This window comes from Roseomonas sp. 18066 (genome assembly GCF_902706185.1).
GTDB lineage: Bacteria > Pseudomonadota > Alphaproteobacteria > Acetobacterales > Acetobacteraceae > Pseudoroseomonas.
The window spans coordinates 1-12,878 of the sequence record NZ_CACSJM010000156.1 but is presented as its reverse complement, the minus strand read 5'-3'; the positions used below and the strand labels follow the sequence as shown (position 1 = coordinate 12,878).

9 protein-coding genes are annotated in these 12,878 nt (G+C 70.4%); 5 read left to right on the top strand and 4 right to left on the bottom strand.

Translation table 11 applies throughout. The annotated features are described in order from the left end of the window. Window positions 1-2,145: amylo-alpha-1,6-glucosidase (locus tag GVN67_RS24030; RefSeq protein ID WP_159999854.1), on the bottom strand; the 2,145-nt coding region annotated here is incomplete at its 3' end. A gap of 349 nt (window positions 2,146-2,494) precedes the next feature. Between GVN67_RS24030 and GVN67_RS24025 the strand changes: the two genes are divergently transcribed. Then, a complete protein-coding gene (locus GVN67_RS24025) occupies window positions 2,495-4,144 on the top strand; it encodes an alpha-amylase family glycosyl hydrolase (RefSeq protein ID WP_200845378.1) in 1,650 nt (549 codons plus the stop codon). A gap of 243 nt (window positions 4,145-4,387) precedes the next feature. On the opposite strand, the gene GVN67_RS24020 is transcribed toward GVN67_RS24025, so the two are convergent. Both GVN67_RS24020 and GVN67_RS24015 read right to left on the bottom strand, forming a co-directional pair. Beyond that, window positions 4,388-5,545 carry a M20 aminoacylase family protein gene (locus tag GVN67_RS24020; RefSeq protein WP_159999853.1) on the bottom strand — a complete coding sequence of 386 codons (1,158 nt, stop codon included), beginning with the start codon at window positions 5,543-5,545 and terminating at the stop codon, window positions 4,388-4,390. A gap of 64 nt (window positions 5,546-5,609) precedes the next feature. Then, window positions 5,610-7,190: an ABC transporter substrate-binding protein gene (locus GVN67_RS24015; RefSeq protein ID WP_159999852.1), complete on the bottom strand. Its 1,581-nt coding sequence runs from the start codon at window positions 7,188-7,190 to the stop codon at window positions 5,610-5,612. A gap of 144 nt (window positions 7,191-7,334) precedes the next feature. Here GVN67_RS24015 and GVN67_RS24010 point away from each other — a divergent pair, with 144 nt between their 5' ends. From GVN67_RS24010 to GVN67_RS23995, 4 genes are all read left to right on the top strand, one after another. Beyond that, the gene (locus tag GVN67_RS24010; RefSeq protein ID WP_159999851.1) at window positions 7,335-8,504 is read left to right on the top strand and encodes a hypothetical protein; all 1,170 of its coding nucleotides are present in this window, start codon (window positions 7,335-7,337) and stop codon (window positions 8,502-8,504) included. 172 nt (window positions 8,505-8,676) lie between these two features. After that, on the top strand, window positions 8,677-9,336 hold the full coding sequence (locus GVN67_RS24005) for an SGNH/GDSL hydrolase family protein (protein WP_159999850.1): 660 nt from the start codon (window positions 8,677-8,679) through the stop codon (window positions 9,334-9,336). 37 nt (window positions 9,337-9,373) lie between these two features. Then, a complete protein-coding gene (locus tag GVN67_RS24000) occupies window positions 9,374-10,792 on the top strand; it encodes an MBOAT family protein (RefSeq protein WP_159999849.1) in 1,419 nt (472 codons plus the stop codon). Window positions 10,793-10,799: 7 nt separating this feature from the next. Continuing rightward, a complete protein-coding gene (locus tag GVN67_RS23995) occupies window positions 10,800-11,969 on the top strand; it encodes an alginate O-acetyltransferase AlgX-related protein (RefSeq protein ID WP_159999848.1) in 1,170 nt (389 codons plus the stop codon). A gap of 53 nt (window positions 11,970-12,022) precedes the next feature. Here the strand turns inward: GVN67_RS23995 and GVN67_RS23990 are convergent. Further along, window positions 12,023-12,878 (bottom strand): PHB depolymerase family esterase (locus GVN67_RS23990; protein ID WP_159999847.1); only part of this gene is annotated, 856 nt, incomplete at its 5' end.

Genomic DNA, 12,878 nt, shown 5'->3' with positions numbered 1-12,878 from the left:
CCCCAGCACATGCATCGCCACTTCCCCGTCGACGCGTTGCAGCGCGATGTCGAGATGGCCATGGCCGAGGGTGACGTTGCGCAGCGTCAGCGACTGCAGGAATCGCGGCAGCACCGGCTGGTCGAATTCGACCGTGCTGTTGCCAGGGTCGAAGCCCAGCCCCAGGCAGGCGCGCAGCAGCGAGAAGGGCGTGGTCGCGGCCCAGGCCTGCGGCGCGCAGGCCACCGGGTACAGGGTGGGGCCTTCGCCGCTGCGGCGGGGGAAGCCGCAGAACAGCTCCGGCAGCCGGCGCTGCTCGGCGGCGGAGGCGGCGTCGAAGATGGCGGTGAAGACGCGGGCCGCCTCGATATGCAGCCCGTAGCGCGCGAAGCCTTCGGCGATCAGCGCGTTGTCGTGCGGCCAGACCGAGCCGTTGTGGTAGCTCATCGGATTGTAGCGCACCTCGCCCGAGGCGAGCGTGCGGATGCCCCAGCCGGAGAAATGCGACGGGTCCAGCAGCGTCTGCGCCACCCGCGCCGCGCGCTCCGGCAGGGCGATGCCGGCGAAGAGCGCGTGGCCGGCGTTGGAGGCGCGCACCCGGCAGGGCCGCTTCCGCCCGTCGAGCGCCAGGACATAGGTGCCGAGCTGCTCGTCCCAGAAGGCGGCGTCGAACTTCTGGCGCAGCGCCTCGGCGCGGGCTTCGAGGGCGCCGGCGCGGTCATGGTCGCCGAAGCGGTTCAGGATGCGGGCGGCGGCGCGCCAGGCGGCATAGGCATAGGCCTGCAGCTCGACCAGCGCGATCGGCCCCTCGGCCATGCTGCCATCGGCGTGGGAGATGGCGTCGTGGCTGTCCTTCCAGCCCTGGTTCAGCAGCCCGTCGGGGCGCTTGCGGCTGTATTCCTGGAAGCCGTCGCCGTCGCTGTCGCCATAGCCGTCGATCCAGGCCAGCGCCGCCTCGATGTTGGGCCACAGCGCCTTCAGCGTGGCGACGTCGCCGCTGCGGTCCAGATAGGCGCCGGCCAGCATGACGAACAGCAGCGTCGCGTCGGCGCTGCCGTAGTAGCGGCGGAACGGCACCTCGCCGAGGATCGCCATCTCGCCCTGCCGCGTCTCGTGCAGGATCTTGCCGGGCTCGGCCTCGGTGGTGGGGTCGGTCTCGGTCGCCTGGTTGGCGGCCAGGAACTTCAGCACGCCGCGCGCCAGCGACGGGTCGTACCAGAGCGTGTGCAGCGCCGCGATCAGCGCGTCGCGGCCGAAGGCGGTGCTGTACCAGGGGATGCCGGCATAGGGGTAGGGGCCCTGCGGCGTCTCGGTGGTCAGCATGGTCAGGTCGGCGCCGGCGCGCAGCATGGCCTCGTTGAAGATGTCGTTGCTGCTCTCGACCCGGGCATGGCTGGCGGCATGGCGGCGCAGCCAGCGCCGCCCGTCGCGCAGCGCCTGGCCGAAGGCGATGCGCGGGCTGCAGGGCGCGGCCTGGCCGGCGCAGCGGATCTCGATGAACAGCGCCCGCCGGCCGCCGGCGGGGATGTCGATCAGATAGGTGGCGCGGTTGCCTTCCAGCTGGCTGGGCGGCGGATCGAAGCGCAGCCGGGTCTCGCGCCGCAGCCCGTCCAGCCCGGTATAGGCCAGCGTCACCGCGTCGCGTTCCAGCGCCGGGCGGTGCATCTGGCCATGCGCCTTGCGCCGGGCGCCGCGCGCCTCGAACAGGTCGGCGAAATCGGCAGCGAAGGACACTTCCAGCCGGATGCGGTGCGGCACCTGGTCGAAGTTGCGGATCGCCAGCCGCTCATGCCAGGCGCCCTGGAACAGGAAGCGGTTGCGCCGCAGGTGCAGCCGGTCGTCCGGCACCGGGGCGGCCCCGGCCTCGGCCGGGGGCAGGTCGGGGTTGGTCAGGTCGCAGCCCAGCGCCGCGTTGTTTTCCAGCAGGGCGGCGCTCAGCAGCATCGGCCGCGTGCCGTTCAGCCGCAGCGAGAAGCGCGACAGGTGCCGGGTGTCGCCGTGATACAGGCCGTTGGCGCCGCCCAGCAGCTCCCCGGCATGGTCGGCCAGGGCGAAGCTGTCGCCGAATTTCAGCGTGGTCGAGCGCCCTTCCTGCAGCGAGGCGGTGGCCGCGACGGGGAAGCCGTCCTGGTCGAGCTCGGGGGTGTCGGCGGGGGTCAGGTCCATGGCCGGGTCAGCCGCCCGCGACCCGGCCGGTTCCCGCGGAATGCAAATCGACCATGCTGGTTCTCCCGCTATCTCGCCTCTTATCCCTCGGTACGGGTCACCGCTTGGTCAAGGCCATCACGCATCACGTAAGTTCATGCACAAGCCTCCGCTGATGCATCCGGGTGACACATCGTCACCCTCTGTCCCCGTGAGGCCCCGGAACCGCCAAATTCCGGCCAATTTTAACTTATCTAATGTTATCACGAAAACGCGAGCGATGCGTCGGGGGCAAGGCCCACGCCGTGGCTTGCAGGGACACGACGCGTGAAACGAGGTCTGAACGGCCAGGCTGAAGGAGACCGTGCGCATGGTGGCTGGAGCGGATTGGTGGCGGGGCGCGGTGCTGTATCAGGTCTATCCGCGCAGCTTCGCAGATAGCAATGGCGACGGCATCGGCGACCTGCCGGGCATCGAGCGTCACCTGGACCACATTGCCGGCCTCGGCGTCGACGCCCTCTGGATCTGCCCCTTCTACGCCTCGCCCGGCCGCGACTTTGGCTACGACGTGTCCGACCACCTGGCGGTCGACCCGCAATTCGGCACGCTCGAGGATTTCGACCGGCTGCTGGCCGCGGCGCATGCCCGCGGGCTGAAGGTGCTGGTCGACCTGGTCGGCGGCCATACCTCCGACCAGCATCCCTGGTTCCGCCGCAGCCGCACCGGCACCGCGGCGCCCGAGGCCGACTGGTATGTCTGGGCCGACCCCTCGCCGGACGGCACGCCGCCCAACAACTGGCTGAGCGTCTTCGGCGGCAGCGCCTGGACCTGGGAGCCGCGGCGGCGCCAATACTACCTGCACCATTTCCTCTCGACCCAGCCCAGCCTGAACCTGCACAACCCCGCCGCCCTCGACGCCCTGCTGGCGGTCGGCGAATTCTGGCTGAAGCGCGGCGTCGACGGCTTCCGCCTCGATGCGGTGGATTTCCTGGCGCATGACCCTGCGCTGCGCCCCAACCCGCCGCGCCCCTTCGCCGGCCCGACACCCGCCAAGCTCTTCGGCCTGCAGAGCCACCAGCACGACATGCTGCATCCGGGCATCGACCACGTCCTGTCCCGCATCCGCGCGCTGACCGACCGCTACCCCGGCACCACGACATTGGGCGAGGTCTCCAGCCAGGACGGCGCCTTCGACCGCGTCCGCCGCTACAGCAGCGGCGACCGGCACCTGCACATGGCCTACACGCTGCGCCCGCTGCGCGGCGGTTTCGACCATGGCATCGCTTCGGCGCTCCTCGCCGAGGCCGATGGCCGCGCCGATGCCGAGGGCTGGCCCTGCTGGTCCTTCTCCAACCACGATGTCGAGCGCGCCGTCACCCGCTGGAACCCTGCCGGCCGCGACGTCGCCCCGGACCCGCGCTTCGCCCGGCTGCTGGTGGCCCTGCTGCTGTCGATGCGCGGCAGCCTCTGCCTCTACCAGGGCGAGGAGCTCGGCCTGCCCGAGGCCGAGCTCACCCTCGAGCAGATCCGCGACCCCTTCGGCCTGACCTACTGGCCCGAATTCCGCGGCCGCGACGGCAGCCGCACGCCGATGCCCTGGCAGGCCGAGGCGCCCGAGGCCGGCTTCACCACCGGCACCCCCTGGCTGCCCGTGCCGGCTTCGCACCGTGCCCTGGCCGTCGACCGGCAGCAGGGCGACGCCGGCAGCCTGCTCGGGACCTGGCGCCAGGCCCTGGCCTTCCGCCGGGCGCATCCGGCGCTGGTCCGTGGCGGGCAGCAGCGGCTGGACCTGCCGGCGCCGCTGCTCGGCCTGGTGCGCGACTATGCGGGGCAGCGGATCGTGGCGCTGTTCAACCTGTCGGACACGCCGCAGCGCTGCGCCCTCAGCGCCGCCACCACCCTCGGGCCGGACTTCGGCGGGACGATCGACGACGGATACGCCCAGCTTCCCGCCTACGGCGCGCTCTTCGCCACGCTGGAGACGGCGGACGCGAAGATCCGCAAGACAGAAGAAGTATGAAAAAGGCCGGGGGAAGGAATTCCCCCGGGCCCCCATCTTTTTTCTGTTCAACGGCCGTTTTCAGACCGACACATCACCAGAAGGCACACCAGGGCATCACGACGGGGCGCTCATGTACAAACAGCGCAACCTGACAGGTCGCGCTGCTGCTGGGCCGTTTCACGTACTGTCGTCACGTGGACACGGCAGTCTGACAGAAAAATCCAGGGGAATTCATTCCCCTGGCCTGTCTCTTGTCTTCGCTTACTGTCCCAGCGCTTTCTTCGCGACTTCAACGTACAGAGCCGACCCGAACGGGATCGCGTCGTCGTTGAAGTTGTAGTGCGGGTTGTGGGCCGAGGCGCCCGGCCCGTTGCCGACGTGGATATACGCGCCCGCGACCTTCTCCAGCATGAACGAAAAATCCTCCGACCCCATCACCGGCTCGCGGGCGCGGTTGACCAGGTCTTCGCCCACCAGGCCGGCGGCCGCGTCCGCGATGGTGGTCGTGCAGGCCGGGTCGTTGATGGTGGGGGCGAAGATCAGGCGGAAGTCGACTTCCGCCGTCGCGCCGAAGCCGGCGGCGACGCCTTCGGCCAAGCGCTTCAGGTTGGTCTCGATCTGCTCGGCCACGGCCTTGCTGAAGAAGCGGGCGGTGCCGGCCAGGGTCGCGGTCTGCGGGATGACGTTGTAGGCGTCGCCGCCGCCGACCTTGGTCACGCTGATCACCGCGGTCTCGCGCGGCGAGATGTTGCGGGAGACGATGGACTGCAAGGCGGTTGCGATATGGCAGGCGGTCAGCACCGGATCGATGCTGGCCTCCGGGCGGGCGCCGTGCGAGCCCTGGCCGGTCACCGTGATGTCGAAGAAGGCGCCGCCGGCCATGAAGGGCCCGGCGCCGATCGCGTATTTGCCGACGTCGAGCCCGGTCGCGTTGTGCATGCCGTAGAGCGCGTCGCAGGGGAAGCGGTCGAGCAGCCCGTCCTCCAGCATGGCCAGCGCGCCGCCGCAGCCTTCCTCGCCGGGCTGGAAGATCAGGTTGATGGTGCCGTCGAAGTCGCGGGTCTCGGCGAGATAGCGGGCGGCGCCCAGCAGCATGGTGGTGTGGCCGTCATGGCCGCAGGCATGCATCTTGCCGGGCGTCTGGCTGGCATAGGCCAGGCCGGTCAGCTCCTCCATCGGCAGCGCGTCCATGTCGGCGCGCAGGCCGACCGCCCGGTTGCCGGGGCGGCCGCGGATGACGCCGACCACGCCGGTCTTGCCGACGCCGCGATGCACCTCGATGCCGAAGGATTCCAGCTGGCTGGCGACGATCTCGGCGGTGCGGTGCTCTTCCATGCCGAGCTCGGGATGCGCGTGCAGGTCCTGGCGCAGCGCGGTCAGCTCGGGGTGGTAGCGGCGGATATGGTCAAGGCTGGACATCAGGGACGGCTCCGATCGGCAGGCACCCGGGCGGCGGACCGCCCGGGCCAGGTTGCAGGAAAGCTCAGGCGCGGCGGACGCCCCAGAAGACGAAGAGCCCGTTGGGGACATCGGTCAGGTGCCGGCGATAGGCGGTCTTGTAGAGGTACTGGCCGGTGGGCACGAAGGGCACCTCGCGCAGCGCCACGGTCTGGATCTCGGCGGCGATTTTTTTCTGTACCTCGACGTCCGGGGCGTCAAGCCAGGCCTCGCGCAGCGTCTCGATGGCGGGGATGTCGGGCCAGCCGAAATAGGCGCGCTCGGCATTGGCGCGTACCACCTGGGCCACCACCGGATTGATCATGTCGAGCCCGGCCCAGGTGGTGTTGAACATCGACCAGCCGCCCTGCTCCGGCGGCGCCTTGCTGGCGCGGCGCTGCACCAGCGTGCCCCAGTCGGACATCGCCGGCTCGACATTCATGCCGAGGCGCTTGAGGGTGTCCAGGCAGACCTCGCCGATCGCCGCCAGCACCGGCTGGTCTGTCGGGATCATCAGAATTATCTTCTCGTTCCTGTAGCCGGCCGCCGCGAGGGCCTTCTTCGAGGCTTCCAGGTCGCGCGGCCTGGTGATCGCCGCGATGCCGGCCTCGTTCGCCATCGGCGTGCCGGGGGTGAAGACGCCGATGCCGGTGCGGCGCAGCGCCGGATCGGTGCCGGCGGCGGCGATCATGCAGTCTTCCTGCGACATCGCCTCCAGCACCACGCGGCGGATGGCGGGGTTGTTGAAGGGCGCGTGCAGGTGGTTGAAGACGCCGGTGCCCATGGTGCCCAGCGGCGTCGCCAGCTGCGTCGCCACGTTGCGGTTGCGCTCCAGCAGCGGCAGCAGGTCGTTGGTCGGGTTCTCCCACCAATCGACCTCGCCATTGATCAGCGCGGCGCTGGCGGTGCCGGGGTCGGGCATCACCTGCCATTCGACGCGGTCGAAATGCACCACCTTGGGCCCCGCGGCCCAGGAGACGGCGCCGCCCTCGCGCGGCTTGTAGCCGGCGAATTTCTCATAGACCACGCGGGCGCCGACGACGCGCTCGTCCGGCTTCCAGCGGAACGGGCCGGAGCCCACCATCTCGGTGATCTGCGTCGTCGGCGAGGTCTTCGCCAGCCGCTCCGGCATGATGAACAGCGCCGAGGGGCCGACCTTGGCCAGGGTGTCCAGCATGGCGCCATAGGGGCGCTTCAGGCGGATGACGAAGCGGCGGTCGTCGGGGGCGGTGATCTCGTCGAGGCGGGCCATCAGCGCCTGGCCGAGCGAATCCCGCTGCGCCCAGCGCTGGATGGAGGCCACGCAGTCGCGGCCGCGCACCGGCTCGCCGTCATGGAAGACCAGGCCCGGGCGCAGGGTGAAGGTCCAGCGCTTGCCGTCCTCCTCGACCGTGTGGCCCTCGACCATCTGCGGCTGCGGCCGCAGCTCGGCATCCAGGCCATAGAGCTGGTCCCAGATCATCAGCCCATGGGTGCGGGTGATGTAGGCCGTGGTCATCACCGGGTCGGTGACGGTCAGGTCGGTCTGCGGAACGTAGCGGAGCACGCGCGACGCGGCCGGCTGCGCCAGCGAGGGGCGCGGCAGGAAGGCGGCGGAGCCGGCGAGGAGAAGGCTGCGGCGATGCATGAACGACCCTGTCTCGACAGTGGAGGAGCAGGACTGGCGTCGGGCGTCTGCGCGCCTTGGGGGACCAGCAAACACGGACCGGGGCCGCCGGGCAAGCGGGGCGGCGGCTTGTGGGCCGGCGTCCCGCCCCGCATGCTGGCGGCCATGCCCAGCGACGCCGCGCCCGACGACAGCCCCCGCCTGCCCCGCATCGCCGTGGTCGGCACCTCGAACAGCGTCGCCGCCGGCGGCTGGGCCCGGGTGGTGCAGCAGGCGACCGAGCGGGTGGCGGCGCGGAATTTCTCCCTCGGCTTCTGCAGCAGCGACCTGTTCGCCTTCCGCCAGGCGGCGATGGACCCGGCCGAGTTCGACCTCTGCCTGGTCGACTTCGCCTGCAACGACGGCACGCTGCTGGCCTCCGGCGCGCATGACGCGGCGCGGATCGAGGCGGCGCTGCGCCATGTCGTCTCGACCACCACCACCGCCGGCTGCCTGCCGGTGCTGATGATTCTGCCGGTGCAGAGCTTCCGCCCCGAGGGCCGCAAGATCGGGCCGCTGTACCGCGCCGCCGCCGAGCGCTTCGCCCTGCCTTTCTTCGACGGCTATGCCTGGCTCGACCGGCTGGAGGCCGATCCCGCCATGGCCGGGGTGCCGCTGTTCAAGGACAACATGCATCTGGAGAACCCGGTCTCGGTGCAGCTCGGGCATCTGGTGGCGGAGCTGCTGCCGGGGCTGGCGGCGGCACGCGACCTTGCCGGCAAGCAAGGCGCCGCGCCGGGCTTCGAGCTCCGCTATTTCCCCGCCGGCGCCGCCATCCGCCGCGCCTTGCCGCGGGTGACGCGGGGCACCGCGTTGCTGCAGCTCGAGCTGGTCGAGGTCGCGGCCGAGACCGGCTTCGACTTCCAGCTGCCCGCCGGCTTCGAGGCCACCGGCATCGTCGCCGATTTCGGCCATAGCCAGGCGCTGGTCACGCTCAGCGGCAGCCGCAGCACGCGGCTGCACGTCGTCTCCAAGCATGCGACCGGGCCCGAGGCCAAGATGGTGATGGGCATCTGGCCGCTGCCGGTGACCGTGCCGGAGCTGGGGGGGACGCTGCGCATCACCGTCGGCCGCGGCAAGGCCTGGGACGTCACCACCGATCATGGGGTGAAGCCGCTGGGGCCGGAGGAGACCCCGCGGCTGGCGCTGGCCGGGCTGGTGGCGCGGCGGCGGGAGCCGGCGCTGCCGCTGAAGCGGCTGCTGGCCAGCGCGCGCGACCTGGTGTCGGAGATTCCCGAGGCGCGGATGCAGGCGGCCCGGGCCGCCCTGCTGAAAGGCGCGAAGGCAGGGGGTTGACTTGATCGTGACTGGTTCGTAATGATCAAGAAATGCAATTTTGAGACGAATTGCGCAGGTTTTGTTAACGCAACGCATGGATTACCCGCTTTTGGCACGCCTGCGATGCGTCTAAAGTAAGCGGGCGGTGAATGCCGCCCCCTTCGTTCCTCCGTCCCGGATAGGGTTCCCGATGCAGTCTGCGCTCGCCGGTCTTTCTATGCTGATCCTCGGGGACAGCCATTTCGGGGCCCAGGGCTACCTGATCACCACGCTGCAGGACCAGCTGATCGCGCAGGGCGCCAAGGTCTCGACCTATGCCGCCTGCGGCTCGCCGGCCAGCGTCTTCCTGACCAGCCGCGTCGCCTCCTGCGGCACGGCGCAGCGTGTCCAGGCCGGCCCGATCCAGCAGAAGCGCGGCAACGACGCGCGCACCACGCCGCTGGCGCAGATGGTGCAGCAGGCCAAGCCGAATGTCGTGGTGATCGCCATGGGCGACACCATGGCGGGCTACGTCCGCCGCGAGCTGCCGGTGGAGAGCGTGAAGGAGGAGGTGGCGGCGCTGACCGACCAGCTGCGCGCCATGAACCTGCCCTGCGTCTGGATCGGCCCGAGCTGGGGCACCGAGGGCGGGCCCTTCATGAAGACCTTCGCGCGCGTCCAGCAGATGTCGGCGCTGCTGGCGACCACCGTCGCGCCCTGCACCTATGTGGATTCGACGCGCATGTCGCAGCCCGGCCAGTGGCCGACCTTCGACGGCCAGCACTACACGCTGGACGGCTACAAGGCCTATGGCGCGCAGCTGGCCCAGGCCCTGTCCGCGCTGCCGCAGCTGCGCGACATCCGCCGCTAGACCCGGCAGACCCCGACCGAAGTGAGGTGAGGCAGGCATGATCTTCGCCTCCTTCGAATTCCTGTGCCTGTTCCTGCCCCTGTTCTTCGCGGTCTATTTCCTGACCCCGAAGCGCTGGCGGAACGTCCCTGTCCTGGTGCTGAGCTGGGGCTTCTATGCCTGGTGGCGCGTGGACTTCCTGGCGCTGCTGCTGGGCGTCACGCTGTTCACCTTCGTCATCGCCCGCGTGATGGAGAAGGCCGGCGCCCAGGGGCCCACGGCCAAGCGCTGGATGCAGTTCGGCCTGGTCGGCAACCTGGCGACGCTGGGCTATTTCAAATACGCCAATTTCGGCGTCGACAGCTTCAACATGCTGCTGGAGGGTGTCGGCCTCGGCCGCATGGGCTGGACCGAGATCGCGCTGCCGATCGGCCTGTCCTTCTACGTGCTGCAATCGGTCAGCTACCTGATCGATATCCGCCGCGGCACCGTGCCGGTCAGCCACAGTTTTATTGGCTACGCCACATACAAGGCCATTTTCTCCCAGCTGATCGCCGGGCCGATCGTCCGCTATGCCGAGATCAAGAACGAGCTGGTGGTCCGGCAGTATTCCTGGGCGCAGTTCGGCATGGGCGCGCGGCGCTTCATGATCGGCTTCGCCATGAAGGTGGTGCTGGCCGACACGATCAGCCCGATGGTGGATTCGGTGTTCCACCTGCCGGCGCCGACGCTGGCCGATGCCTGGGCGGGTGCGCTGGCCTATACGCTGCAGCTGTTCTTCGACTTCGCCGGCTATTCGGCCATGGCCATCGGGCTGGCCCTGATGATCGGCTTCCGCTTCCCGGAGAATTTCGACAACCCCTATCTGTCGGGCTCGATCCAGGCCTTCTGGCAGCGCTGGCACATGACGCTGGGGCGGTTCCTGCGCGACTACCTCTACATCCCGCTGGGCGGCAGCCGGAAGGGGCAGACGCGGACCTCGGTCAACCTGTTCCTGACCATGCTGATCGGCGGCTTCTGGCACGGCGCCAACTGGACCTTCATCTTCTGGGGCGCCTGGCAGGGGGCGCTGCTGGTGGCGCACCGGCACTGGCGGATGGGCCGCGGCCCGATGCCCTGGATCCTGGGCCATGCGCTGACCTTCCTGGCGGTGCTGCTGGGCTGGGTGATCTTCCGCGCCCCCGACCTGCACAGCGCCGGGCGGATGTATGGCGGCATGATCGGGCTGCACGGCACGGCGCTGTCCGACGAGCTCGCCTGGCAGGTGACGCCGGACCAGTGGATCTGCATCCTGGTCGGCATCGTCTTCGTCTACCTGCCGCTGCTGCGCGGCCGGCTGCCCTTCCTGAAGCCGGCCGAAGAGCTCAGCCCGTTCTGGCGGCTGCCCTGGACGGTCGGGCCGCTGCTGGCCTTCCTGCTCGGCATCGTGCTGCTCTACAGCCGCGCGGCCGTTCCCTTCCTCTACTTCCAGTTCTGAGGTCGTCATGGCCGAGACCGAGCAAGCGACGAGCGTGCCGGCCTGGAAGCGCCGCTCGGGCGCTTTCCAGGGGGTGGCAGCCGCGGTGCTGCTGGCGCTGGGCGCCTGGCAGGGGCTGGCGGCGCTGTCGACGACCAGCGCGCAGAACCGCCTGCGCACGGTGATGACCTGGCCGTCGCTGCTGGAGGGCCGCACGACGGGCGCGGTGAACTACGTGCTGGCGCATCTGCTGCCGGCCGACGGGATGCTGCGCGCCGCCGGCGGCGTGCTGCGCTGGGGCATCTTCGATTCTGGCGGGCCGCAGCTGCGGGTCGGCTGCGACGACTGGCTGTACCTGACCGAGGAGCTGCGCCCCTGGCCGGCGGCGGAGGCCAACATGGCCACCCGCGCCGCCGCCATCGGCCGCATCGCCAGCCGCCTGGCGCAGCGCGACATCGCGGTCGTGGTCGCGGTGGTGCCGGACAAGGCGCGGCGGCATGCCGAGCATCTGTGCGGGGCGCCGCGCTCGGCCCAGGCGATCGCGCGCTACGACGCCTTCCTGACGGCGCTGCGGCCGCAGCCGGTGACGGTGGTGCCGCTGCTGGCGGCGATGCAGCGGCAGGACCCGGCCTTCTGGCGCACCGACACGCATTGGAACCAGCCGGGCGCGGCCGCCGCCGCCGATGCGATCGCGGCCGCAGTGGGGGCGGTGACGCCGGCGCTGCCGCTGACGCGGGGCGAGCAGTTCGCGACCATTTCGGCCGACACCGAGACCAACGGCCCGGGCGACCTGCTGCGGCTGATGAGCCTGGACCAGATGCCCGACTGGATAGCGTCCTGGGCGCGGCCGAAGCCGGACCGGCAGATGGTGGAGAGCACCTCCGCCGTCGGCGGCGGCGCGGCTGCGGGCGGCGGCGGCGGGCTGCTGGACGAGACGCCGGCGCCGGAGGTGGTGCTGCTGGGGTCGTCCTATTCGCTGAACGCCAATTTCCACGGCCGGCTGCAGCAGGCGCTGGAGAGCACGGTGGTCAATTACGGCCAGGCGGGGGGCGCCTTCTCGGGCGCCGCCGCGGCCTATTTCGACAGCGAGGCGTTCCGCGACACGCCGCCGAAGCTGGTGATCTGGGAGATGCCGGAGCGGGCCTTGGTGCAGCCGATTTCCGACATGGACCGTAAGCTTTTCGCTCTGTTCGACTGACAGAAAAAAGATGGGGGTTTGGGGGAATTCATTCCCCCAACCTGCCTCTGCCCCTAAATCTCCCCCCTGACATCCTCATCCGCCCCCACGAGGAAGACTTTCTCCTCGGCGATCCCCCAGAAATCCAGGATTGCCTCCGGCGCCTCGGCCGGCACTTCATGGCCGAGGCCCGGCAGGGTGATGCATTCGACGACCCCGCCCCATTCGCGGTGGCCGGCGTCGTGCCGCGAGGGGTGGGCGGGGTCCAGCCCGTGCAGCGGCAGCCACTGCTTCAGCAGCTCTTCGGCATTGGCGGGGCGGACGGTTTCGTCGGCCTCGCCGTGCCAGATCGACAGGCGGGGCCAGGGGCCGGGGTGATCCGAGGCCTCGCGCACCGCGGCCGCGCGTTCCTCGGCCGGGCGGGGCGCGGGGTGGAACATGGCTTCCAGCGCCTGGCCGACGCTGCGGGCGGCGCCGTGCGGCAGGCCGGCCAGGATGGCGCCGCCGGCCAGGCGCTCGGGGTAGCAGGCCAGCAGGGACGCGGCCATGGCGCCGCCGGCGGACAGGCCGGTGACGAAGACGCGGCCGGCATCCAGGCGATGGCGGCGGACCAGGTGGTCGATCATGGCGGCGATCGAGGCGACCTCGCCCTGGCCGCGTGTGGTGTCGCCGGGCTCGAACCAGTTGAAGCAGGTGTTGCCGTTGTTCTCGCGCCGCTGCTCGGGCAGCAGCAGGGCGAAGCCGCGGCGGGCGGCGAGCTGCGACCAGCCACAGGCCGCGTCGAAGCCGGCGGCGTCCTGGGTGCAGCCATGCAGGGCGACGACCAGGGGGGCGCGGTCGGGCAGGGCTTCGGGCAGGCAGGCCATCAGCCGCAGCTGGCCGGGATTGGCCTCGGTATCGGCCAGGAAGTCGCTGTCCTCGGTCAAAGCG